Here is a 22,733-nt window from a genome sequence, read left to right as displayed (position 1 = left end):
ACTGTATCAGGCTTGGGGAAGCAGGTGCGCCGCCCAGGGGCAGTCCGTGCGCGGCAGCGGCGGATACGCCTTTTGGAGAGTGCTGGGTCGGGCGCTGCCGGCCCCGGACCCTCCTTCAGTTGCGGCCGATGTCTTCCAGGATTCGCGTCATCAGGTACAGGCGTGGCACGATGGAATCGAGCTCGATGTACTCGTCGCGGGCGTGGTAGCCAAAGCCGGCCAGCCCGAAGCTCTCGACCACCGCGGCCTTGCCCGAGCGCGCCGCATAGCCGGCATCGGTGCCGCCGCCGGTGCCTTCGGCCAGCGCCAGCGTACGGCCTTCGAGTTCGGCGTAGATTTCCTGCGCGCGCCTGGCCAGCGCACGGCCGCGCGCATCGGCAACGAACGCCGGGCGCCCCTCTTCCATCGTTACCGTGGTCTGGGTCTCCGGCACAAGCTGGCTGGCCTTGACCTTGTCCTGCAGCGCGAGCTTCAGCTTCTCGGCGGCGCCGCTGGCGGTGGTGCGCACATCGCCGTAGGCGACCGCGCTTTCGGGGATCTGGTTGCGCACCGAGCCGGCCTGCGCCTGGGTCCAGTTGAGCTGCGAGCCGGGCACCTGGGTGGCCAGGTCGCGGGTCTGCTGCAACTGGTAAGCGAGCTCGATCAGCGCGTTGCGGCCGCGCTCCGGCGCGGCGCCGGCGTGGGCGGCGCGGCCCTTGACCTGCATGGTGGCCATTGCCGTGCCGGAGGCGCCCAGCAGCAGCGCTTCGGCCTTGACCACGTCCTTGGCCGCGGTCGGCTCGCACGACAGCACCACGTCATGCTGCGCGGCCAGCGCGGCAATGGCCTCGCCCGAGCCCACCGATCCGACTTCCTCGTCCGGGTTGAGCAGCACCGTGATCTGCGCGTAGTCGCGCCAGCCCTTGTTCTTCAGGATCTCCAGCGAATGCAGGATGACGGCGATGCCGCCCTTGTCGTCGGCGATGCCCGGGCCATACAGGCGGTTGCCTTCTTCACGGATCGGCTGCGTGGCCAGCGTGTTTTCCGGGTACACGGTGTCCATGTGGGCGATCAGCATGATGCGGCGCTTGCCGGTGCCGGTGAAGGTGGCCTTGACCATGGTGCCAGGCCCTTTGGTCACCGGCACGCGCTCGACCTTCGCGCCCAGCGCCTGCAGCCGCTTCTCGGTATAGCTGGCCATCTGTGCCAGCCCGCTGGCGTTGGCGCTGCCGGATTCGATCGACACCATCTCCTTGAGCGACTGCACCAGCGCCGGCTGCGCGGCACGCGCGGCGGCCAGCAACGCGGCGTCGGGCTGGGCCGCGGCGGCAAGGGTGCCGGCACCGGCGAGCATCAGGGCGGCGGCAGCGGCAACGTGGCGGACGGAAAGCGGCATGGATTCTCCTCGGTTTGGTCTTGTTGGGGTCATGCCGCGGCCAGCCTGTGCCGGACATGACCAGCAGGATGCTAGCCCTTGCCAGGAACTTAGGGGAGGATCAATATCGCCAATCAAAATGCCGATCCCGCCACCACGCCCCCTCGCATGCGAGCCCTCGACCAAACGCCTTCACGCAGCACGCCGCTGCACGTACGCCTGCTGTGGCTGCCCGAAGCCATGCCCGGCACCCTCTTCACCACGCTGGACGTGCTGCGCACCGTGGCTGGCGTGGCCAGCCTGCAGCGGCCCGATGCCGCGCCGCTACTGAGCTGGCAGCTCTGCGGCGGCAACGGGCGCGCGCTTGCCACCGACCTGCCCGGGCTGGTGTCTTCCACCCGGCGCGCCCGCGCCGCGAACGCACGCACGCTGCTGGTGATCCCCGCGCTGATGACCAGCAACGCCCCGCAGCTCGGCGAGATCGTGCAGCGCGATACCGCCGCGCTGCGCATGGTGGAGCGCCACGCCGAGGCCGGCGGCTGGATCGCGGCGTGTTCGTCGGGGCTGGTCTTTCCGCTGCAGCTCGGGCTGCTGGATGGCGCGCGCATCGGCGCGCCCTGGATGTACCAGAGCTGGATGACGCGCGAGTATCCGCAGTGCGATCTTGGCGGCGACCAGGCGATGAGCGTGCACGAGCAAGTGTTCTCGTGCGTGGCACCGGCGCTGCAGGTGGAGTTCATGTTGCGCGTGCTGGGGCACCTGCACGATCCCGATCTGGCGCAGGCGGCTTCGCAGCTCATGCTGTTCCAGTACGAGCGCCAGCGCAGCGTGCCGGCGCTGGTGTCGCAGCGCTGGCTCAGCCGTACCGCCGACAGCCCGGTCTATCGCGCCATCCAGTGGCTGCAGGACCATGTCGGCGAGCCCTACCGGCTGGCGGAGGTAGCGCAGGCCGCGGCGGTCAGCGAACGCACGCTGCTGCGGCATTTCAGGCAGGTGAGCGGCATGACGCCGCTGGACTACCTGCACACGCTGCGCGTGGAGCGCGCGCGCATGCTGCTGGAAGTCACGCTGCACGGCACGCAGGCGATTGCCGAAGCGTGCGGCTATAGCGACGCGGCCGCATTCCGGCGGCTGTTCCAGCGCAACACGGGGATGTCGATGTCGGATTACCGCGCCCGCTTCGCACTGCGGGCGCGGCGGCGCTACTGGCGCATGGAAGACACCGCGCTGCGGCGCGCGTAAGCCCGCATGAGCGGGCGCGCCGGCCGGCGCCCAGCGCTCAGGCGTTCAGCTTCAGGTACGCAGCGAGATGCGGTTGACCACGTCCTCCACACCCTGCACGTACCACGCGTCGCGCTCGACCTGGCGGCGCGTGTTTTCGTTGGTCACGCACCCTTCCAGCGTGACGACGCGGTTGTCGGTATGCACGGTGACCTGGCCGGCATCGACAAAGGGATCGGTCTCCAGCACCAGCATCAGCGCCTCGGTGATTTCATCGTCGCGGTCGGTTTCGGCGGGCGCCACCACCAGTTCATTGACCACGCAGCGGCAGCCGCCCGACCACCACGCCAGCACGCCGGCCAGCCGCATATGCGAGAGACTGATCACCTGCCCCCACAGCGTCACCACGCCGTCGTGCACTTCCACCTCGATCCAGCCGCTGCGTTCGCCCACGGCCTCGCGCATCGCCTCGGGCTTGCCCTTGACTCGCGCGCAGATCTTGCAATTGCGGAAATCGATCGCGTTGAGCAGCCGCTCGCATACCGCGTCGCGCAGTTCACCGTCGCCCACCTGGACGCCGCTGTCGGCCACACGCAGGTGGTCGATCACGCTGGTTACGCCGTCCACGCGCCGCAGCGTCGCCGCCGCGCGGGTCTTGTCGACGATATCGGCCACTTCGCCTTCCAGGATCAGCGCGCCGTCTGACAGCCGCAACTGGATGGTGGGATGGAGGACATGCCCCTGATAAGGCACATGCGCCAAGGCTGCGCGCGCCTGCGTCAGCACCGCTTCGCTACTCTGCATTTTGATCGCCTCGCCCGATGGTCTGAAGATGGAAGGACTCGCGCCCCTGCCTGCGGGCGCGCCTGGCGCGGCGCCGCGGCCTCACTTGCCCCCGGGGCCCGGCAACCGCTTACCTCATTATAGGAAGCGGTCCCGGGAGGGCCTGAAGCGCTCAGCCCGCGGCCGCTTCCCGCGCGCGCGCCACTTCCTGGTTGCGCAGGATGAAACGCTGGACCTTGCCGCTGGGGGTCTTGGGCAGTTCGGCCACGAATTCGATCTCGCGGGGGTAGGCATGCGCGGCCAGGCGCTTGCGCACGTGCTGGCGCAATGCCTCGGCCAGCTCAGGCGAGGCGCGATGCTGGGGGTCCAGCACGACGAAGGCCTTGATCAGCTCGGTGCGCTCCGGATCGGGCTTGCCGATCACTGCCGTCTCCACCACGGCCGGGTGTTCGATCAGCGCGCTTTCCACATCGAACGGGCCCACGCGATAGCCGGAGGTGGTGATGACATCGTCCGCGCGGCCGATAAAGCTGATGCTGCCGTCGTCGTTGAGTTCGGCCGAATCGCCGGTCAGGTAGTAATGGCCGGCAAACGCACTGGTGGGCGTGCCGTGGTAGCCGCCGAACCAGCACATGGGCGAGCGCTCCAGGTCCAGCGCCAGCGTGCCCGGCTGGCCCGGCGGCAGTTCACGCTGCTCATCGTCGACCACCACCACGCGATGGCCCGGGCTGGCGAAGCCGGCCGCGCCCATATGCACCGGGTGCGCCAGCGCATGGTGGTTGCACAGCACCATGCCCAGCTCGGTCTGGCCGTAGTGGTCGTGGATGGTCACGTCCAGCTCGCTGGCGAACCAGCGGATCACTTCCGGGTTGAGCGGCTCGCCCGCGCTGCTGACCGCGCGCAGGCGCCCGCGCAAGGGACCGGACACCGCTGCGCCGGCGGCGATCAGCAGCCGGTATGCCGTGGGCGAGCCGGCGAGGTTGGTGATGCCGTATTTGCGGATCACGCGGCAGGTGCTCTCCACCGTGAACGGGCCATCGTAGAACGTGGTGGGATGGCCAAGCGACAGCGGGCCCGTGACCGCGTAGTACAGGCCATAGGCCCAGCCGGGGTCGGCCAGGTTCCAGAATGCGTCTTCGGGGCGCAGGTCGACCGCGTCGCGCATATAGCCGGCAAACGCCACGATGGCCTTGAGCGGCACCAGCAACGGCTTGGCGGGGCCGGTGGTGCCTGAAGTGAACATCATCAGGAAGGGATCGTCGCCGCGGCGCATCACCGGAGCGAACGAAGCCGGCTGGCGCTCCAGCTCGGCCCAGAAACTGAAATCGCCGCGCACCAGGCCGCGGCCCTTGTCGCCTGCGACGGTGACGATGGCGGGACAGCCCTCGACGTCATCGAGCTTGGGACGGTTGACCGCGTCGGTGACCACCACTTTGGCACCGGAGGTATTGAGCCGGTGCTCGATCGCCTTGGGCCCGAAGGCCGTGAACAGCGGCTGGTACACCGCGCCGGCGCGCCAGGTGCCGAGGATCGTCACCAGCAACTCGGCATTGCGCGGCAGCAGCCCGGCGACGCGGTCGCCCGGCTGCACGCCCTGCGCCTGCAGGAAGCCCGCGAACTGCGCCGACAGCGCCTGCAGCTCGGCAAAGGTCCAGTGGCGCGAACTGCCGTCGCGGCCTTCCCAGAACAGCGCGATGCGGCCGGGCAGCGCATGCCGGTCGCAGCATTCGACGCAGGCGTTGATCGCGTCGAGGTTGCCGTGCAGTTGCCGCGACGCGGCATCGTCATAGGAAAAGCCTTCGAAAGCCTGGGCGTAGTCGCGCATGGTGTCTCCTGTAGATCTGGCTGGATGCCGGGCCTGGTGCTGCCCTGGCGGCATGGTGCCGGTTGTAGTCGGTGCCGCGCGCATGGCGGCTGCCGCGGCAGTGTGCGGCAGCGCGGCGGGCCGGGGCAATAACCGAATCCGCCAGCGCGACTGACGGTTTTTGCCATGCCAGACCGGCGTTGCGGCGGGTTGACGCCGCGGCGCGCGGCGCGGACGATAGCCGCATCACGGCAATGAGGCAGCCCATGTGCACCAACTATGCCCCGGTCCAGCGCCAGATCCTGCGCGATATCTTCGGCGTTGAGCCGCCGCCTGGGCTGTTCAAGGCCGAGACCTACCCGGATTACCTCGCGCCGATCGTGCGCGGCGTCGTGGATGGAAACGGGGGCGCACGCACCTGCGATCTGGCCTCGTTCGGCATGGTGCCGCGCAAGCGCATCCCGCCGGGCGCGCGCCGCTACGACACCACCAATGCCCGCGCCGAGACCATCGGCGAACGCCCCGCCTTTGCGCGCTACTGGCGCCAGGGCCAGCTCTGCCTGGTGCCGGCCACTGCGTTCTACGAATTCGCTTATCCGGAGGATGCGGTGCCCGGCGGGCCGCCGGGCAAGCCGGTGCGCTGGCGCATCACGCTGCCGGGCGAGCCGGCCTTCGGCATTGCCGGCCTGTGGCGTAGCTGGCCTGACGAGGCGCTGTCGTTCACGATGCTGACCATCAACTCCGCCCAGCATGCGGTGATGCAGCGCTTCCACAAGCCTGGCGACGAGAAACGCTCGGTGGTGATCGTGCCGCGCGCGCAGTGGGACGACTGGCTGGCCTGCCGCGATCCCGAGGTGGCGCGGACATTCCTGACCCTGGTGCCGGCAAGTGCAATGCATGCCGAGCCAGCGCCCAAGGTGCCCGGCGCGCCGATTCCGGACGCCGACTAAGCGCCACGCCGGGCGCCGACCGGCATCCTGACTGCGCGGCATACCAAAAGCGGCGCCTGCCCCACCCGACGAGGGGTGTCGGACGTAGCGAATGCTCCGCATACTGCGCCCCACACCGGCCACAAGAGCCGATACACCGGGTCAACTAATCATGCATAACGTCGTCGCCTTGTGCGCGTATTTTTTCGCGTGCCTGATTGCCTTGATATTTGCCGCGCGCTGGATCTTGCTCAACCACCCGGCGCTGCGCGAACGCCCGCCGGCCCGCCCCGCGGTATCCGAGCCGGAAGAAGAGATCGGGCCGGGTTGACATCGCGCGCCTCGCTTCAGGGCGCCAAAATTTCCGGCAATCCTCGCCAAACTTCCCTCAATTTCAAATAATTGAAGGGAGCCGACTCCCTTTTTGCCTCCATATCCTGTTTCCGCGCCCACATATTGACTTCCGGCGGCACTCCCTCTCACGCGTGCGTTCGCACTCCGCGCCGGGCCGCACCTGGTGATCCTGGCGGCCTACCTGTCGATGGTGCCGTAACATTCCCGACACCTCCCGCATTTGCCGCCAGCGGCGACTAAACTGGAACCTCCCGCACAGAGATCCGCGCATGCCTTGCCGCGCAAGCACCGGAGAACGCCCATGCTGGAAGTCGCCGTCACCCCCGCCGACCACGTCATCGGCCCCGACACCGCCAGGGTCACCGTCGTCGAATATGGCGACTTCGAGTGCTCCTATTGCCGCATCGCCTATGGCGCAATGAAGATCCTGCTGGAACATTATGGGACGCAGGTGCGCTTTGTCTACCGGCACTACCCGATGAGCAGCTGGCATCCGTCCGCCGAAACCGCCGCCGAATGCGCCGAGGCGGCGGCGGCCCAGGACCGCTTCTGGCAGATGTACCGCATGCTGTACGAGCACCCGCAGGGCCTGAAGCCCGATGCGCTGCGGCAATATGCCGACATGGCCGGGCTGGACCTTGATCGCTATGACCGCGACATGGCCGAGCACAGCCACCTGCCCCGCATCCGCGCCGACCAGCAAGGCGGCATGCGCTGCCAGGTGCGCGGCACGCCCTCGTTCTTCGTCAACGGCACGGTGCAGGACGTGACCTTCGGCATGGAGCGGCTGCAGCGCGCCATCGACACCGCACTGGCAGCCCAAGCAGCCTAAACAGTCAGAAGCGGTAAGTCACGCTGCCCACCACCGTGCGGCGCGCACCGAAATAGCAGTCGCCGCGTGCGAGGCAGGTGGTCAGGTACTTCTTGTCGAACAGGTTGCTCACGTTCAGCGCCACGCGCACCGGGCCGTGGTCGTAGGCCACCATGGCGTCGACCAGCGTGATGCCGCCGACGCGGTTCTGGTCGTTGCCGTCATAGCTCGGTCCCACGTAACGCAGGCCGCCGCCGGCCATGAAGCCCGGCATCTCGAACAGCTTGAAGCGGTAGTTGGCCCACAGCGACGCCATGTTCGAAGGCGTGCTGGCCAGCCGCTTGCCGACCTCTGCGCTGGTGCCTTCGATCACGCGCGCATCCAGGTAGGTGTAGGTCGCGATCAGGTCCAGGCGGCTGGACAGCGACGCCAGCGCCTCCACCTCGATCCCGCGCGTGCGCGCTTCGCCCACCTGTACAAAATCCGGCCTGCCGTTGACCACGCCGCTGACCTTGCGGTTCTTCTCGCGCATGTCGAACGCTGCAATCGTCAGCGTGGCGTTCTTGCCCGGCGGCTGGTACTTGATACCCGCCTCCCACTGCGAGCCGCGCAGCGGCTTGAAGGGCTGGCTGGATTGGTTGACGCCCGCGACGCCCTGGAACGATTCTGTATAGCTGACGTACGGGTTCAGGCCGATATCGGAGCGGTACATCAAGCCTGCGCGCTTGGTCAGCTCGTTGTCGTCGCGGCTGGCGGACGGGGTGTTGTCCTGCGCCGCGCGCGACCAGTCATAGCGCAGCCCCACCATCAGCAGCCACTTGTTCCACGAGAGCTGGTCCTGCACGTAGAGGCCGGTCTGCGCCTGCGTGCTGGGGTTCAGGTCGCGCGTGCCCGGCATGGTGAAATTGCCGTAGACCGGGTTGAACACGTTCAGCGGCGCCGCGGTGCCGCCCACGCCGGCGCGGCCGGTGATCTCGGCATGCTGGTAGTCGACGCCGGTCAGCAGCGTATGGCCGATCGGGCCGGTGCGGAAGTTGGTCTGCGCCTGCGTATCGACCGCGAAGGAATTGAGCGTGGGCTGGTTCAGGTAGACCGTGCGGCGCATCAGCGTATCGCTGCCAGGCACCCAGCCATGCGTGGCGCCGGTAAAGCCCGCCGCATAGATGCTGCGGTAGTCGACCGTGCTGTGCGAATAGCGCAGGTTCTGCCGCACCGTCACGGTGTCGTTGAATTTGTGCCTGAACTCGTAGCCGACCGATGCCTGCTCGGCGTTGTAGCGGTCAAAGCCCGGCTCGCTGATGAACAGGTGATCCGGAATCTGGCCGGCCGGGTTGGCGTACAGCATGCCGCGCCACGGCAGGAAGCCCGCGGAAGTCCCGCTTTCATCGCGCTGGAAGTTGGCCAGCAGCGTCAGCGAGGTGGCATCGTTCGGGCGCCACGTCAGCGACGGCGCGATCAGGTAGCGGTTGTCCTTGACGTAATCCACGTGCGTGTCGCTGTCGCGCGCCAGCGCCACCAGCCGGTACAGCCATTTGCCGTCGGCATCGAGCGGTCCGGTCAGGTCGGCCTGCACCTGCTTGCGGTTGTAGTTGCCGAACTGCACGCCGATCTCGCGCGCCGCCTCGGGCTGGGGACGCTTGCTGACCAGGTTCAGGATGCCCCCGACCGCGCCCTGCCCGAACAGCATCGACGACGGCCCGCGCAGCACATCGATCCGCTCCAGCGCGTACACGTCGGCGCGCACGTTGTTGTAGAAGCCGACCTGGTTCAGCAGGCCGTCACGGTATTGCGTGAAGTCGGTGCCGCGGAACTTGCCCCAGTCGCCGCGCGCGTCGTTGCCGTAAGGCCCCGCATAGACGCCGGCGCTGTAGCCGATGGCCTGCTGCACAGTCTGGGCGCCCTGCGCCTCCATCCGGTCGCGGGTGATTACCGTGATCGACTGCGGGGTCTCTATCACCGGCGTATCGGTCTTGGTCGCGGTGGCGCTGCGTTTGGCAACGAAGCCATGGACCGGACCGGTGGCGGTTTCGTCTTCGTTCGAGGCGCGGACCGTGACGGTGGGCAGCTCAGCGGAAGCATTGGCCGGTGCCGGCGCGGGCGCCGGCTGGGCCAATACGCCGGCGGCATGCAGGCTCAGCGCGAGGGTGGTCAGGGAAAGGCCGCGCGGGGTGGCCAGCGCGGGACGGGCAAAGCGAGGCTTAGCCCGCTGGGTCGGGTGGGAAGTCATCACTCAGAGGTCGGAATGCGCTGTGCCTTATCAACCTGGCACGGTTCGCAAGAGGAAATTGTTAATTGCGAATGCGAATACTTCGCACTTACATTCCGATTGTAACCTGAATGTGTCCGAAGAGAGACAATTCATGTGGCTCGTAGGGGCTCTGCGATGAGCCGCGAGCCGCTCCGGCGTTGGAGCTGTCGCTGCACGGGGGGACTGGCGCAGCGACTCAAACGACCAATCAATGCACCTGTAGCCGCCCCAGCAAGCGCCGCCCGGCCTCGATCACCGCCGGATCCGGCTGCATCTGGTAGCGCACGATCATGCCTTCCATGCACAGCATCGCCTCCTCGGCCACCTGTTGCGGCTGCTCCAGCCCAAGGCGCCTGGCGATATCGGCGACGAACGCCGCCAGTTCGGCCTTGTGCGCCGCTGCCTGCTCAGCCGCGCGCGGATCGCCACCCGCCTCGGCCACCACATTGATAAAGGCGCAGCCGCGGAAGTCAGTGGTGAACCAGTCGGCCAGCGCGTCGGCGATCACGTCCAGATGCGCTCGCTCGGCCAGACGCGTCTCCACGTCCTGGCGGAACCACGCCATCCATTCGTCATGGCGACGCGCCAGAAACGCGGAGATCAGGTCGTTCTTGGACGCGAAATGCCGATAGAGCGACATCTTGGCCACGCCGGACTCGGCAATGATCTTGTCGATGCCGGTGGCACGGTAGCCCTCCTGGTAGAACAGGCGGGCGGCGGTGTCGAGGATGCGGTCGCGGGCGGAAGGCGTGGCCATTGGGGGATGAGGTAGTCGGCGGGAGTGGCCGGGCAGCGCGCTGCCCGGCTTTCATGCGGCAATACTATGACAGACAGACCTGTCTAGCAAACGCCGTGCCGCGTCAGTCGGCCAGCTTAGCCGCCGCGTCGCGCAGCGCCGTGCGCAGGCCCTCTTCCACCACCGGGTGGTAGAACGGCATAGTCAGCATCTGTGCGATGGTCAGGCCTTGCTGGTACGACCATGCCAGCAGGTGGGCGATATTCTCGGCGCGCGGGCCGGTCCATTCAGCCCCGACGAAGCGGCCGGTCGCCTTGTCGGCATAGACGTGCATCAGTCCGCGGTGCTTCAGCATCACGCGGCTGCGGCCCTGGTCTTCGAAGCTGACCTCGCCGGTGACGAAGCTGCCCTCGGCCAGGTCGGCATAACGCTGGCCGACCATCGCGATCTGCGGGTCCGAGAACACCACCGCGATCGGCGCGCGCCGCGCCAGCGGCTTTACGCTCGGATAGCTGGCGGCGTTCTCGCCGGCGGCCTTGCCTTCGTCCGCGGCTTCATGCAGCAGCGGCAGGATATTGTTGGCATCGCCCGCAATAAACACCGGCGCATTGCCGCACTGGAGCGTCTGCGCGTCGAACAGCGGCACGCCGCGCTGGTCCAGCGCGAGGCCGGCGTTTTCCAGGCCCAGGCCGCGCACATTGGGCTCGCGGCCGGTGGCGACAAGCGCGTAGTCGAAGCGCTCGGTGACGCCGCGGCCTTCGCCATCGAGGTAGGTCACCACCACCTGGTCGCCGTCGCGGCCCATCTCCGTCACTTTGGCGTCCGGATCAAGACAGAACTCGTCATTGAACGTCTTAGCGGCATAGGCGCGGATCACCGGATCGGTCAGCGGCCCCAGCGAGCCGCTGACGCCGAACACGCGCACCCGCACGCCAAGGCGCGACAACGCCTGGCCCAGCTCCAGCCCGATCACGCCGGGGCCGAACACCACCACGCTGCGGGGCAGGTCTTCCCATGCAAACACATCGTCATTGACGATCAGGCGGTCGCCGAAGGCCTTGAACGGTGCCGGCACCGTCGGCGTCGAGCCGGTGGCGATCACCACGCGGCTGGCGCGCACGGTGGTCTGCCCGTCGACTTCCAGCGTGGTGTTGTCGATAAAGCGGGCGTAGCCGCGGATACGGTCGGATTCGGGGATGTTCTCCACGCCGCGCACCACGAACCCGACAAAGCGGTCGCGCTCGCTGCGCACGCGGGCCATCACCTCGCGGCCGTCGATGCGGATCTCGCCATCGACATGCACGCCGAACGGCGCGGTATGGCGCAGCTCGTGCGCGGCCTCGGCGGCGGCGATCAGCAGCTTGGAGGGCATGCAACCCACACGGGCGCAAGTGGTACCGTACGGGCCGCCTTCGATGATCACGGCGCGCTTGCCGGCGGCAATCGCGGCGCGGTAGGCGGCAAGGCCGGCGGTGCCTGCGCCGATCACGGCGACGTCGGTCTGGATGGTAGTCATGGCGTACGGTTCCTCTGTTCTTGTGGTGTCAACTTGGTGTCAATCAGCGGGCTGGATGGCGCCGCCGCAGCCCGCGGGCATGGCGGCGCCATCGGGTCCGGCGACTGCCGGTCCGCGGGGGCGGAAATCGATGGGGATCGCGGGGCTTACCTGGCCAGGTACTGCTGCAGCGCTTCGGCGCCGCCGATCAGCTTGCCGTTGATAAAGACCTGCGGAGCGGTCATCTCGCCCGACACGGCGCCCAGCACCTTGCCGCGCACCTTGTTGTCCAGCGGCACGTCGATGTAGTCGAAGCCGTTGTCGTCGAGCAGTTGCTTGGCCTTGGCGCAGAACGAGCAGCCGACCTTGGAGAACACCACCACCTGGTCAGGCTTGCGCGCATCCGGGGCGATATGGGCCAGCATGGTGTCGGCGTCAGACACCTTGAACGGGTCGCCCGGCTCTTCCGGCTCGATGAACATCTTCTGCACCACGCCGTCCTTGACCAGCATGGAATAGCGCCAGCTACGCTTGCCGAAGCCCAGGTCGGCCTTGTCCACCAGCATGCCCATGCCTTCGGTGAATTCACCGTTGCCGTCGGGGATCATGGTGATGTTTCCGGATTCCTGGTCCTTGGCCCACTCGTTCATCACGAAGGTGTCGTTGACCGACACGCACAGGATGTCGTCGACGCCGTGCCTGGCGAACACCGGCGCCAGTTCGTTGTAGCGCGGCAGGTGGGTGGACGAGCACGTCGGCGTGAAGGCGCCCGGCAGCGAGAACACGACCACGGTCTTGCCGCTGAACAGCTCGCCGGTGGTGATGGTCTTCCACTCGTTGTCTTCACGGACACGGAAAGCGACATTGGGAACGCGTTGGCCTTCACGGGATTGCAGCATCAGTTCACTCCTTGGTCTGTTGGATCGGTTGGTTTCGGCTGCGGGTTGCAGCGAAGGCCTCATTCTGTCGACCGGGATGTGATTTGTACAATTCATCGTTTCAAACGCGATGATTGGCTGACGCTATCAAGCCGGCATAGCCGGCGCCTATTACGCCAACAGCCTTGCCGTCTGCGCGGACGCAAAAGCATATTTTTTCGGAAAACACCGGGGAGTGCCCTATCATGCGGCATCCACTCAGACTCGCTTTCGTGCAATGACCCGACCTTGCCGCCTGCCAACCCTGTACCGGTGGGCCCCGATGCTTGCGCTGTCACTGATGCTGGCCCAGCCCGCGCAGGCGCAGACCCTGAAAAAGCCGGCGCTCGAAGCGCTGGTCAGCAGCACCAGACCGGCTGCCCAGGCCGACCTGCAGGCTTTCATGGCGGCGGCTGCGAAGGCCGAACCGGCGGTGGCGCCGGCCGTGGCCGCATGGCAGGCCAAGGCGCCGCTGTCGGGCGACAACCTGGTCAATATCGGCCGCCTGCTGGGGGTCTATAACCGCGTGCGCAACGAGGCCGCGGTGATCGATACCATGGGCAGGATGGTGGCGCTGCGCACCGTGCGCGACGAGAAGATCGCCCAGCACGAGAATCCCGCCATCATCGAATTCGGCAGGCTGGTCGAGGCGATGGCGCGCGATTTCGGGCTGGCCTACCGCAACGTCGACAACCGGGTGTTCGAGGTCACGCTGCCCGGCGGCAGCAAGGGCACCTTCGGCATCCTGACGCACGCCGACGTGGTGCCGGCGGTGGCCGAGGAATGGGTGCTGGACGACGGCACCAGGCTCGACCCGTTCAAACTGACGCGCATCGGCGACATGCTGTACGGGCGCGGCACCATCGACGACAAGGGCTCGATCGCCGCGGTGATGTACGCGATGAAGACGGTCAAGGAAAGCGGCGTGCCGCTGGAGCGCACCATCCGGCTGATGATCGAGACCACCGAGGAAACCGGCGGCGACGGCATGAAGTACTACCGCCAGCAGACCACGCTGCCGGAATACAACGTGGTGCTCGACAGCAAGTACCCCGCCGTGGTCGCGGAAAAAGGCGCCGGCACGCTGACGGTTTCGTTCGGCATCAAGTCGGCCGACGGCAAGGCAGAGCAAGGCAAGGCCGACAGCAAGACACCGGCGATCGTCGCCATGCGCGGCGCGGCATCGGCCAACGCCATCCCGGAAACCGCCACCGCCCGCATCGCCGGCGATGCCGCCACCGTGGCCGCCGCGCTGGAACAGGCGCAGCCGGAATTCCTGCGCCGCCACACGCCGCGCGGCAAGTTCTCGATCGAGATCAAGCGCGCCGGCAACGACGTCGAAGTCAAGGTCACCGGCGCCTCGGCGCACGGCTCGCGCCCCGAGGAAGGCGTCAACCCGCTGCCGCGGCTGGCGCTGTTCCTGCAGGCCAGCGGCATCCGTTTTGCCGAAAACCACTATCTGAACGCGGTCCGCTACCTGAACGACCTGTACGGGCTGGACTACCTCGGCAACAAGATGGAGGTGGCCTATCGCGATCCGTTCATGGGCCCGCTGACGATGTCGCCGACGCTGGTGCGCGAGCGCGGCGAATACGTCGACGTGGTCACCAACGTGCGCATGCCGCGCGGCCGTACGCCCGACGAGCTTGGTGGCAAGATCACCAAGCGCATTTTTGGCTGGGCCGCCACGCATGGACCGGTCGAGATCAAGTACGACCAGGGCAACTGGATGGCGCGCGATCCGAAGGGGGCATGGCTTTCGACGCTGCTGAATATCTTTGGCGATACCACCGGGCTGGAAGCCAGGCCGGTTTCGACCGCGGGCAGCACCACGGCCAAGCAGATGCCGAACGCGATCAACTTCGGGCCGGCGATGCCGGGGAAGAAATACACCGCGCATAATGCGCGCGAGTTCAAGGAAGTGGCGGACCTGAACCTGGATATGCAGATGTTTACGGAAATGCTGGTCCGGATCGGGAATCTGGACAAGATGCAGTAAGGCTCTCGCGCTACGGCTTGTTTGCTCCCCTCTCCCGCGGGCGGGAGAGGGGACCGGCTTTAGGTAGTCCAGACGATTTCGCTCTGCGCAAACCGTCACAACCCCAACTCGCTCAGCCCCGGATGCTCATCCGGACGCCGCCCCAGCGGCCAGTGGAACTTGCGGTCCGCCGCCTTGATCGGCGCATCGTTGATGCAGGCAAAGCGCCGGCGCATCAGTCCCGCCTCGTCGAACTCCCAGTTTTCATTGCCATACGACCGGTACCAGTTGCCGGAGTCGTCGTGCCATTCGTAGGCAAAGCGCACCGCGATGCGGTTGCCGTCGTGCGCCCATAGCTCCTTGATCAGCCGGTAATCCAGTTCCTTCTGCCATTTGCGCGCCAGGAAGGCGACGATATCGGCGTGGCCGTTGACGAACTCGGCGCGGTTGCGCCAGGCACTGTCGACGGTATAGGCCAGTGCCACGCGCTCGGGGTCGCGGCTGTTCCAGCCGTCTTCGGCGGCGCGGACCTTGGCGCTGGCGGATGCGAGGGTGAAGGGCGGCAGCGGCGGACGGACTTCGGGCTGTGCGGACATGAGGGGTTCTCCTGCAAGGCGTAAAGGGGAGGAAACACACGAATGAGAGTCTGTTGAGATGCGTCGTCACGCACAATGATACAGACCTGTCTCATTATGGGTAGACAAGTCTGTCTTGTCAAGACCGATAATGGCCAGAATTCAAAAGCAAGACCCGGAGTGTGCGGCGCCCGCCCTCGGCCTAAAGTTGGCACCATGCAAGCCAGACACAGGAGAACGGCAGTGAGCATCAAGCAGGCACAGCGTCCCGAAGCCAGCGCCGCGGTCGCGGGTCCGCGCCGGCCGGTCCCCGTGGCCCGCGGGGCGGCGACACGGGCAGCGCAAGGGACCGATATGGCGACGCGGGTCGACCACGCCGACTGGGACACGGTTGCGGGCGAGCTGGACAGCTATGGCTGCGCAGCGATCCGCGGCGTGCTGGCGCCCGCCGAATGCGAGGCCCTGGCCGCCGGCTATGCGCAGGACGTGCTGTACCGCTCGCGCATCGTGATGGCCCGCCATGGCTTCGGCCAGGGCGAATACAAGTATTTTGCCTATCCGCTGCCGGAGATCGTCGCGGCCCTGCGTTCGGCGCTGTACCCGCGCCTGGTGCCGGTGGCCAACCGCTGGAATGCCGCGATGGGCATCGACGTGCGCTACCCGGCCGCGCATGAGGACTATCTGGCGCGCTGCCACCGCGCCGGCCAGTTGCGCCCCACCCCGCTGCTGCTACGCTACGGCCCCGGTGACTACAACTGCCTGCACCAGGACCTGTATGGCGAACAGGTGTTTCCGCTGCAGGTCGCGATCCTGCTGTCCGAGCCGGGACGCGACTTCACCGGCGGCGAGTTCGTGATGACCGAGCAGCGGCCACGGATGCAGTCGCGCGCCGAGGTGGTGACGCTGCATCAGGGCGATGCCGTGGTCTTTGCCGTCAGCCAGCGCCCGGTGCAGGGCAGCCGCGGCGCCTACCGCGTCAACCTGCGGCATGGCGTCAGCAGGCTGCATGCGGGCCAGCGCTATACGCTCGGCATCATCTTCCACGACGCTACGTGATGGGCCGCCTGAGGGCTCGCGACACCATGCCGACTCCACATCGAAAACCCGCCACCGTCGAGAACGACCCCCGCTGGGCCCGCGTGCTGGCGCGCGATCCTTGCGCCGACGAGGCCTTCGTCTACGCGGTCAAGACCACCGGCGTCTACTGCCTGCCGAGCAGCCCGTCGCGGCTGCCGCACCCCGCCAATGTCGAGTTCTTCGACAATGCCGCCGCGGCCGAAGCCGCCGGCTACCGCCCCAGCCGCCGCGCCGCCGCGCCCGCGCTTGCCGCGCAGCACGCGGCCATCGTCGCGCAGGCATGCCGGCGCATCGAGGCGGCGGACGGGCTGCCGACGCTGCCTGAACTCGCCAGTGCAGCGGGCGTCAGCCCCTATCATTTCCACCGTATCTTCAAGGCCGCTACCGGCCTGACGCCGCGCGCCTACGCCGCCGCGCATCGCGCGAAGAAGCTGCGCGAGCAGCTCGGCACCAGCGACTCCGTGACCGAGGCGATCTACGACGCCGGCTTTGGCTCCAACAGCCGCTTCTACGAGACCTCCGACGCGGTGCTGGGCATGACACCGTCGCGCTACCGTGCCGGCGGCGTGGATGCCGATATCCGCTTTGCCATCGGCCAGTGCTCGCTGGGCGCCATCCTGGTAGCGCAGAGCGAGCGCGGCGTCTGCGCGATCCTGCTGGGCGACGATCCGCAGGCGCTGCTGCAGGACCTGCAGGACCAGTTTCCGCGCGCCAACCTGATCGGCGGCGATGCGCAGTTCGAACAGCTCGTGGCGCGCGTGGTGGGATGGATCGAAGCGCCGTCGCTCGGGCTGGAACTGCCGCTCGATGTGCGCGGCACCGCGTTCCAGCAACGGGTGTGGCAGGCATTGCGCGAGATCCCGGCCGGCACGACCGCGAGCTATGCCGAGATCGCGGCCCGGATCGGGGCGCCGCGGGCGGTGCGGGCGGTGGCGCAAGCCTGTGCCGCGAACCATCTGGCGGTGGCGATTCCCTGCCATCGCGTGGTGCGCAGCGACGGCAACCTGTCCGGCTACCGCTGGGGTGTCGCGCGCAAGCGCGAGCTGCTCGAGCGCGAGGCGCAGTCGTAAGTGGTGCGCCGTCAGTGGGCCACGGCCACCTGCGTCTTCGCCAGGTAGTCGTGGATCTGCGCCACCACCGCGGCGCCCTCGCCCACCGCAGCGGCGACGCGCTTGGTCGAGCCTGAACGCACATCGCCAATGGCGAATACACCCGGCACGCTGGTCTGCAGCGGGTACGGCACCGCTGCCGCACAGCCCAATGCGCCGCCACCGGTCCGCACGAAGCCCTTGTCGTCGACCTCGGCATTGCACGTATGCAGCCATGCAGTATTGGGATCGGCACCGATAAACAGGAACAGGTGCCGCACCTCCATCTCGACCGGCTGCGGGCTTTCCGCCGGCGCGTCGTAGCGCACGCCGGACAGCCAGCCGTCGCCCGACAATGCGCTGACCTGTGCATGCGTATGCAGTGTGAGGTTTGGCAGCGCACCGATGCGGTCGATCAGGTAGCGCGACATGGTCGCAGCCAGTCCGGCCGCGCGCACCAGCATATGCACGTGCGCCGCATGCGAAGCCAGGTAGACCGCGGCCTGCCCCGCCGAGTTGCCGCCGCCGACCAGCATCACCGGCTCGTCGCGGCACAGCTTGGCCTCCACCGGCGAGGCCCAGTAGTACACGCCGCGCCCTTCGAAGCGCTCCAGCGCCGGGATGCCCGGACGCCGGTACTGCGCGCCGGTGGCGATCACCACGGTGTGGGTCGGGATCATGCGCCCGTCCATCAACTCCAACTGGATCGGGTCGGCGCCGCAATGCAGCGCCTTCACTTCCAGCGGGATCGCGATATGCGCGCCGAACTTCAGCGCCTGCACGAAGGCGCGCCCCGCCAGCGCCTGCCCCGAGATGCCGGTGGGAAAGCCCAGGTAGTTCTCAATCCGTGCGCTGGCGCCAGCCTGTCCGCCAGGCGAGCGGCAATCGATCACCGCGACCGACAGCCCTTCCGACGCCGCATACACCGCCGTCGCCAGCCCGGCCGGCCCGGCGCCGACCACCACCACGTCATACACATGGTGCGGGTCGAACTCCGGCAACAACCCCAGGCACGACGCCAGTTGCCCCTCATCCGGCGCGCGCAGCACGCGGCCGTCGGGGCAGATCACCAGGGGAAAGTCGCTGGCGGGCGCATGGGCGTATTCGAGCAGCGCCGAGCAGTCGTGGTCGGCATCCATGTCGATCACGGTGTGCGGGTAGCCGTTACGGCGCAGGAAGGCCTGCAGCGCCAGCAGCAGCGGCTCGGCGCCGTGGCCCACCAGCACCGGCCCGCTGCCAAATTCGATTAACCCGACCCGGCGCAGGATCAGCGCGCGCATGATGCGCTCGCCCAGCTCGGCTTCTGCCACCAGCAGCGCACGCAGGCGCTCGGGCGGGATCGCGTAGCCTTCGGTATCGGTGACGGCCACGCCATCGACCAGCGCCGGGCGGCCGGCCAGCGTGCCGACCTCGGCCAGGAAATGGCCGGGGCCCTGCTCGGTGATCTGGTGCTCCCGGCCCAGGCCGTCGCGCCGCACGATGCGCACGCAGCCCTTGGTCACCAGGTACATGCCGCGGCCAGACTGGCCGATCGAGAACAGCTTCTCGCCGGCGCGCCAGCACTGCGGCGTGCCGAAGCGGCGCACCCGCGCCATATCGTCCGCGTTAAGCTGCGGGAACATCTGGTGCCAGCGCGTCTCCAGCGTGGAGTACGGCGCTTCCAGGCCGACGACCGGTTCCGCCGGCGCTTCCGTGCCACTTTCCGGCGCCTGCTCGGCGCCTGCTGCCATCGCTTCCGCCTGCGAAATCGCCATGCTGCTCCCCCTTGTCCGGATGCGCGCCGCCCGGCTGTGGCGGCGCAAGCTTATCGATAGTAGTCGGCGCGGTGCAGAATGCGAGGGCGCTTGCCGCGGTGCGCCCAGCGCGCCACAGTTGCGGATTACGCCGGCTTGGGATTGAATGATCGCCTTGGCCCGCCGGCGCCCCAACCGCCGCCATCCGCCGCCATCCGCCGCCCAAAGTCCTTAACCCGAGTCTTGATGCAATCCAACCCTGAATCCGACGCCAGCCAACCCGGCGAACGCCCCGCCCGTGCCGCGCTGCGCCCCCTCACCGCCGTCGAAGGCCGCGTGCTGGGGGTGCTGGTCGAGAAACAACACACCGTGCCCGACACCTACCCGTTGTCGCTCAACGCGCTGGCTTCCGGCTGCAACCAGAAGACCGCCCGCGCACCGGTGATGAACGTCAGCGAAGCCGATATCCTCGAGGCCATCGACGGCTTGAAAGGCCTGAGCCTGGTGTTCGAAGGCAGCAGCAGCCGCGTCCCCCGCTTCGAGCACAATATGCAGCGAGCGCTGGGCATACCCAGCCAGTCCGTCGCACTGCTGGCGCTGCTGCTGCTGCGCGGCCCGCAGACCGCGGCGGAACTGCGCCTGAATACCGCACGGCTGCATGCCTTTGCCGATATTTCGTCGGTGGAGGCGTTCCTGGACGAACTCGCCAACCGCACGCCGCCCTTTGTCATCCGGCTGCCGCGCGCGCCCGGCGCCCGGGAAAACCGCTGGATGCACCTGCTGAGCGGCGAAGTCAGCGCCGAAATCAGTGCCGCCGCGGCCGCAGGCGGCGAGCGCGCCGCGGAGGACGCCGGCATCTCGCCTGGCGAGCTGGAACAGCTGCGAGCCGGGCACCAGGCCCTGACCGATAAGGTGGCCCGGCTGCAGGCGCTGGTCGAGCATATGGCGACCCAGCTCGGCATCTCCGCGGACGAATTCCTCAGCTAGCGGCTCACACTCCCCCACCGGCCCCAAACCCACGCTGAAGGCCAACGCTGAAGGCCGGGGTTTGCGGTCGTTGCAAATTTCTGGCGGTTAATTGCGCAATTCAGGCACGAACGCCCTGCCCGCGCGGCTCGGTGTCGCCTATGCTTTGCTCAGTGCGGACAGACACGGAAAGGGGAGACCGGCGCCGCCGCCGCGGCGCCGCACTGACAGCCTATGGACAAGACAGCCTTCGTATTTGCCGGCGGTGGCAGCCTGGGTGCGATCCAGGTGGGCATGCTGCGCGAGCTGGTGGACTGGGGCGTGAAGCCCGATATCGTCATCGGCGCCTCGGCCGGCGCCATCAACGGCGCGTATTTCGCCTGCAATCCGGGCGTGGACGGCGCAGGCCGGCTCGACAGCCTGTGGCGCGGCATCCGGCGCGCCGACATCATGCCGTGGAGCTGGCGCAGCGTCTTCAGCATGGTTGGCGGCAGCCGCGGTCACCTGGTGGAATCGGTCGGCCTGCGCGGCCTGCTGGCGCGCCACTTCGGGCCGCGGCGGCTGGAAGCCGCCGACCTGCCGCTGCATGTGGTGGCCACCGACATGCACAGCGGCGACGAAGTGCTCCTGTCCAGCGGCAGCATCGTCGAGGCGGTGCTGGCCAGTGCCGCCATCCCCGGCGTGTTTCCGCCGGTGCAGTTCGAAGGCCGCACGCTGATCGACGGCGGCGTGGCCAACAACACGCCGGTGTCCACCGCCATCGCACTGGGCGCCACGCGCGTGATCGTGCTGCCCGCTGGCTTTACCTGCGCCGAACGCCGGCCCCCGCGCGGCGCGCTCGAGCACGCCTTCAACGCGCTGTCGCTGCTGGTGGCGCGCCAGCTCGTGAACGACCTGCAGCACTTTGCCGAGCGCGCGCATATCAGCGTGGTGCCGCCTTTGTGCCCGCTCGATATCTCGCCCTACGACTACACCAAGTGCGGCGAGCTGATCGACCGCGCCGCGGCCACCACCGCGCAATGGCTCAAGGCCAACGGGCTGGACAGCCGCCATGTGCCCGGCGCGCTGCACGTGCATACGCACGATGACGCGGCGCCGAGCTGCAGCGCCGATATCCCGGCGGCGGCACCGCATTGAGCCGGACCTGCTGGCGCCGATGCTGGGGCACTAATCACGGCAACCACGCCAGCAGGCGGTCGCGCCGTTTTATTGTCGTTTTATTTTCTCGCCGGCAGCACCGCCAGCAGTTCGAGCAGGCGCGCCACCGTCGGCTCGAATATCGCGGCCAGTGCCACGGCGGTGGCTGCGTCGCCGTCGCGGGCGGCATGCTCGAGCCGCTGCGCCAGTACCCGCAGCGTCTGGCAGCCTACGTAGTGCGCCGACGATTTAAGCCGGTGGGCGATGCTGCGCAACGTCTCCAGGTCGCCGTCCGCGGCGCGCAGCTGCGCGAGGTCAGTCTCGGTCGAGGTGACCAGCGCCTGCGCCAGCTCGGCGGCGAAATCAGCGTCGCCCGCGGTCTGATCAGCGATGGCGTCGGCGATGCCGGCCGCCTCGCGCGCGGACAACGCCAGGTAGTGGTGGCTGGCCAGCGCGGCCAGGATGGCGGCTTCGGTCACGGGTTCAGGCAGGCCGGAAGTGGCGATGCAGACCGCCCCGGCGGCTTGCCATGCGTCCAGCGCGCCGGCGTCGTCCGGCCCCGCAATGACCACTGAGACATCGGACTGAACCGTGGGTGCGTCCGTGTACACCGTGAAGCCGAGCGCGCGCAGGATCTCGCCCGTGGCGGCGACCCGGCCCGCGTGGCCGGTCCCGGCCCCGGCAAGCAGCAGTGCGCCGGTCATGCAAACGCCTGCGAGCGCACAGCGGAACGATGAGGATTTGCCATGCTAGCCGATCGCAATATGGTGGCGTCGCGCAAAATCGATGACATCGACAATCGATTTTGCACCCAGTTTTTCCATGATCCGGGTCTTGTGCGTGCTGACCGTTTTGTTGGAAATAAACAGGGTTTCGCCGATTTCCTTGTTGGTCATGCCCTTGGCCAGCATCTGCATGATGATCAGCTCTTTATCCGACAGGCTGGCCAGCCGGGCATCCTCGCCGGTCTGCTCGGCCTTGCTGCGGCTGGTATCCGGCATCACGGTATAGCCGGCGAGCACGGACTCCGTGCAGCGCACGATTTCCGCCAGTTCCAGCGTCTTGCTGACATAGCCGTGCGCCCCCGCCTGGCGCGCGCGCGGCGCGAAGGTGTTCTGGTCCTGGCCGGAGATGACCAGGATGCGCACAGCGGGATGAATGGCCTTGAGGCGCGGGATCACCTCCAGGCCGTTGATCTTGGGAATGTCGATGTCCAGGATCACCACGTCCGGCGCGTATTGCCGCACGATCTCGATCGCGGCCTGGCCGTTGTCCGCCTCCAGCACATGCGTGACGCCCAGCACCTGCGACAGGTGCGTCTTCAGTACGACGCGCACTGGCGGGTGGTCGTCGACGATCAGGATTGTGGCCACGGCTTTAGCTCCATCACTAGCTCCTCTGTGCCCCGGTGAGCGGGCACGCAGCAAGGTGTCACAACATTGTGCTCAGCATTTGCTCTTAAAGGCGCCGGAATCTTCCGACGAGAACCGCGATTTTTCCCGAAAGCTTCGCGGCTCCCGTATTGAG

The 22,733-nt window shown here is 67.7% G+C and carries 20 protein-coding genes; 9 read left to right on the top strand and 11 right to left on the bottom strand.

Annotation, left to right across the window (positions count from 1 at the left end):
* Window positions 1–115 precede the first annotated feature (115 nt).
* Entirely contained in the window at window positions 116–1,375 is a 1,260-nt protein-coding gene (locus AB1I47_RS10775) for a M20/M25/M40 family metallo-hydrolase (protein WP_354683739.1), read from the bottom strand.
* Window positions 1,376–1,522: 147 nt separating this feature from the next.
* On the opposite strand from AB1I47_RS10775, the gene AB1I47_RS10770 reads away from it, so the two are divergent.
* The gene (locus tag AB1I47_RS10770; protein WP_354683738.1) at window positions 1,523–2,596 is read left to right on the top strand and encodes a GlxA family transcriptional regulator; all 1,074 of its coding nucleotides are present in this window, start codon (window positions 1,523–1,525) and stop codon (window positions 2,594–2,596) included.
* A gap of 51 nt (window positions 2,597–2,647) precedes the next feature.
* Here AB1I47_RS10770 and AB1I47_RS10765 read toward each other — a convergent pair whose 3' ends face one another.
* Window positions 2,648–3,379, bottom strand: a complete 732-nt coding sequence (locus AB1I47_RS10765; protein ID WP_354683737.1) for a BON domain-containing protein — start codon at window positions 3,377–3,379, stop codon at window positions 2,648–2,650.
* Window positions 3,380–3,530: 151 nt separating this feature from the next.
* Complete coding sequence (locus tag AB1I47_RS10760) at window positions 3,531–5,183, bottom strand: acyl-CoA synthetase (RefSeq protein WP_354683736.1); 1,653 nt, start codon at window positions 5,181–5,183, stop codon at window positions 3,531–3,533.
* A 245-nt stretch (window positions 5,184–5,428) separates the two neighbouring features.
* On the opposite strand from AB1I47_RS10760, the gene AB1I47_RS10755 reads away from it, so the two are divergent.
* From AB1I47_RS10755 to AB1I47_RS10745, 3 genes are all read left to right on the top strand, one after another.
* Entirely contained in the window at window positions 5,429–6,112 is a 684-nt protein-coding gene (locus tag AB1I47_RS10755; RefSeq protein ID WP_354683735.1) for an SOS response-associated peptidase, read from the top strand.
* A gap of 151 nt (window positions 6,113–6,263) precedes the next feature.
* Window positions 6,264–6,422, top strand: coding sequence for a hypothetical protein (locus tag AB1I47_RS10750; RefSeq protein ID WP_354683734.1), 159 nt, complete (start codon window positions 6,264–6,266; stop codon window positions 6,420–6,422).
* Window positions 6,423–6,746: 324 nt separating this feature from the next.
* Complete coding sequence (locus AB1I47_RS10745; protein WP_354683733.1) at window positions 6,747–7,277, top strand: DsbA family protein; 531 nt, start codon at window positions 6,747–6,749, stop codon at window positions 7,275–7,277.
* A 4-nt stretch (window positions 7,278–7,281) separates the two neighbouring features.
* On the opposite strand, the gene AB1I47_RS10740 is transcribed toward AB1I47_RS10745, so the two are convergent.
* The 4 genes from AB1I47_RS10740 to AB1I47_RS10725 form a co-directional block, all read right to left on the bottom strand.
* On the bottom strand, window positions 7,282–9,483 hold the full coding sequence (locus AB1I47_RS10740; RefSeq protein WP_354683732.1) for a TonB-dependent siderophore receptor: 2,202 nt from the start codon (window positions 9,481–9,483) through the stop codon (window positions 7,282–7,284).
* A 229-nt stretch (window positions 9,484–9,712) separates the two neighbouring features.
* Entirely contained in the window at window positions 9,713–10,261 is a 549-nt protein-coding gene (locus AB1I47_RS10735) for a TetR/AcrR family transcriptional regulator (RefSeq protein ID WP_354683731.1), read from the bottom strand.
* A 103-nt stretch (window positions 10,262–10,364) separates the two neighbouring features.
* On the bottom strand, window positions 10,365–11,756 hold the full coding sequence (locus tag AB1I47_RS10730) for a dihydrolipoyl dehydrogenase (RefSeq protein WP_354683730.1): 1,392 nt from the start codon (window positions 11,754–11,756) through the stop codon (window positions 10,365–10,367).
* Between the two features lie 146 nt (window positions 11,757–11,902).
* On the bottom strand, window positions 11,903–12,634 hold the full coding sequence (locus tag AB1I47_RS10725) for a glutathione peroxidase (RefSeq protein ID WP_354683729.1): 732 nt from the start codon (window positions 12,632–12,634) through the stop codon (window positions 11,903–11,905).
* A gap of 301 nt (window positions 12,635–12,935) precedes the next feature.
* On the opposite strand from AB1I47_RS10725, the gene AB1I47_RS10720 reads away from it, so the two are divergent.
* Window positions 12,936–14,651: a dipeptidase gene (locus AB1I47_RS10720; RefSeq protein WP_354683728.1), complete on the top strand. Its 1,716-nt coding sequence runs from the start codon at window positions 12,936–12,938 to the stop codon at window positions 14,649–14,651.
* A gap of 95 nt (window positions 14,652–14,746) precedes the next feature.
* Here AB1I47_RS10720 and AB1I47_RS10715 read toward each other — a convergent pair whose 3' ends face one another.
* Window positions 14,747–15,226, bottom strand: coding sequence for a nuclear transport factor 2 family protein (locus tag AB1I47_RS10715; protein ID WP_354683727.1), 480 nt, complete (start codon window positions 15,224–15,226; stop codon window positions 14,747–14,749).
* 222 nt (window positions 15,227–15,448) lie between these two features.
* Here AB1I47_RS10715 and AB1I47_RS10710 point away from each other — a divergent pair, with 222 nt between their 5' ends.
* Together AB1I47_RS10710 and ada are read left to right on the top strand one after the other, a co-directional pair.
* Window positions 15,449–16,261, top strand: a complete 813-nt coding sequence (locus AB1I47_RS10710) for a 2OG-Fe(II) oxygenase (RefSeq protein WP_407935822.1) — start codon at window positions 15,449–15,451, stop codon at window positions 16,259–16,261.
* Between the two features lie 26 nt (window positions 16,262–16,287).
* Window positions 16,288–17,352: a bifunctional DNA-binding transcriptional regulator/O6-methylguanine-DNA methyltransferase Ada gene (gene ada, locus AB1I47_RS10705; protein ID WP_354683726.1), complete on the top strand. Its 1,065-nt coding sequence runs from the start codon at window positions 16,288–16,290 to the stop codon at window positions 17,350–17,352.
* A gap of 11 nt (window positions 17,353–17,363) precedes the next feature.
* On the opposite strand, the gene AB1I47_RS10700 is transcribed toward ada, so the two are convergent.
* Complete coding sequence (locus AB1I47_RS10700; RefSeq protein ID WP_354683725.1) at window positions 17,364–19,124, bottom strand: FAD-dependent oxidoreductase; 1,761 nt, start codon at window positions 19,122–19,124, stop codon at window positions 17,364–17,366.
* A 225-nt stretch (window positions 19,125–19,349) separates the two neighbouring features.
* Between AB1I47_RS10700 and AB1I47_RS10695 the strand changes: the two genes are divergently transcribed.
* Both AB1I47_RS10695 and AB1I47_RS10690 read left to right on the top strand, forming a co-directional pair.
* Window positions 19,350–20,090, top strand: coding sequence for a YceH family protein (locus AB1I47_RS10695; RefSeq protein ID WP_354683724.1), 741 nt, complete (start codon window positions 19,350–19,352; stop codon window positions 20,088–20,090).
* A 213-nt stretch (window positions 20,091–20,303) separates the two neighbouring features.
* Window positions 20,304–21,206, top strand: a complete 903-nt coding sequence (locus AB1I47_RS10690; protein ID WP_354683723.1) for a patatin-like phospholipase family protein — start codon at window positions 20,304–20,306, stop codon at window positions 21,204–21,206.
* Window positions 21,207–21,286: 80 nt separating this feature from the next.
* On the opposite strand, the gene AB1I47_RS10685 is transcribed toward AB1I47_RS10690, so the two are convergent.
* Complete coding sequence (locus AB1I47_RS10685; RefSeq protein WP_354683722.1) at window positions 21,287–21,910, bottom strand: Hpt domain-containing protein; 624 nt, start codon at window positions 21,908–21,910, stop codon at window positions 21,287–21,289.
* Window positions 21,911–21,955: 45 nt separating this feature from the next.
* Window positions 21,956–22,579: a response regulator transcription factor gene (locus AB1I47_RS10680; RefSeq protein WP_354683721.1), complete on the bottom strand. Its 624-nt coding sequence runs from the start codon at window positions 22,577–22,579 to the stop codon at window positions 21,956–21,958.
* Window positions 22,580–22,733: the final 154 nt, after the last annotated feature.

Origin of the sequence: Cupriavidus necator (assembly GCF_040578825.1) — a bacterium.
In the GTDB taxonomy this organism is placed as follows: Bacteria; Pseudomonadota; Gammaproteobacteria; order Burkholderiales; family Burkholderiaceae; genus Cupriavidus; species Cupriavidus necator_E.
The sequence above is the reverse complement of the archived record's forward strand: the minus strand, read 5'-3'. Positions and strand labels throughout refer to the sequence as shown.

Coding starts and splice junctions, on each gene's coding strand:
- AB1I47_RS10740 (WP_354683732.1), bottom strand. CDS start 9,483: ATGACTTCCCACCCGACCCAGCGGGCTAAGCCTCGCTTTGCCCGTCCC.
- AB1I47_RS10715 (WP_354683727.1), bottom strand. CDS start 15,226: ATGTCCGCACAGCCCGAAGTCCGTCCGCCGCTGCCGCCCTTCACCCTC.
- AB1I47_RS10735 (WP_354683731.1), bottom strand. CDS start 10,261: ATGGCCACGCCTTCCGCCCGCGACCGCATCCTCGACACCGCCGCCCGC.
- AB1I47_RS10745 (WP_354683733.1), top strand. CDS start 6,747: ATGCTGGAAGTCGCCGTCACCCCCGCCGACCACGTCATCGGCCCCGAC.
- AB1I47_RS10720 (WP_354683728.1), top strand. CDS start 12,936: ATGCTTGCGCTGTCACTGATGCTGGCCCAGCCCGCGCAGGCGCAGACC.
- AB1I47_RS10695 (WP_354683724.1), top strand. CDS start 19,350: ATGCAATCCAACCCTGAATCCGACGCCAGCCAACCCGGCGAACGCCCC.
- AB1I47_RS10750 (WP_354683734.1), top strand. CDS start 6,264: ATGCATAACGTCGTCGCCTTGTGCGCGTATTTTTTCGCGTGCCTGATT.
- AB1I47_RS10775 (WP_354683739.1), bottom strand. CDS start 1,375: ATGCCGCTTTCCGTCCGCCACGTTGCCGCTGCCGCCGCCCTGATGCTC.
- AB1I47_RS10730 (WP_354683730.1), bottom strand. CDS start 11,756: ATGACTACCATCCAGACCGACGTCGCCGTGATCGGCGCAGGCACCGCC.
- ada (WP_354683726.1), top strand. CDS start 16,288: ATGCCGACTCCACATCGAAAACCCGCCACCGTCGAGAACGACCCCCGC.
- AB1I47_RS10755 (WP_354683735.1), top strand. CDS start 5,429: ATGTGCACCAACTATGCCCCGGTCCAGCGCCAGATCCTGCGCGATATC.
- AB1I47_RS10765 (WP_354683737.1), bottom strand. CDS start 3,379: ATGCAGAGTAGCGAAGCGGTGCTGACGCAGGCGCGCGCAGCCTTGGCG.
- AB1I47_RS10700 (WP_354683725.1), bottom strand. CDS start 19,124: ATGGCGATTTCGCAGGCGGAAGCGATGGCAGCAGGCGCCGAGCAGGCG.
- AB1I47_RS10725 (WP_354683729.1), bottom strand. CDS start 12,634: ATGCTGCAATCCCGTGAAGGCCAACGCGTTCCCAATGTCGCTTTCCGT.
- AB1I47_RS10685 (WP_354683722.1), bottom strand. CDS start 21,910: ATGACCGGCGCACTGCTGCTTGCCGGGGCCGGGACCGGCCACGCGGGC.
- AB1I47_RS10770 (WP_354683738.1), top strand. CDS start 1,523: ATGCGAGCCCTCGACCAAACGCCTTCACGCAGCACGCCGCTGCACGTA.
- AB1I47_RS10690 (WP_354683723.1), top strand. CDS start 20,304: ATGGACAAGACAGCCTTCGTATTTGCCGGCGGTGGCAGCCTGGGTGCG.
- AB1I47_RS10760 (WP_354683736.1), bottom strand. CDS start 5,183: ATGCGCGACTACGCCCAGGCTTTCGAAGGCTTTTCCTATGACGATGCC.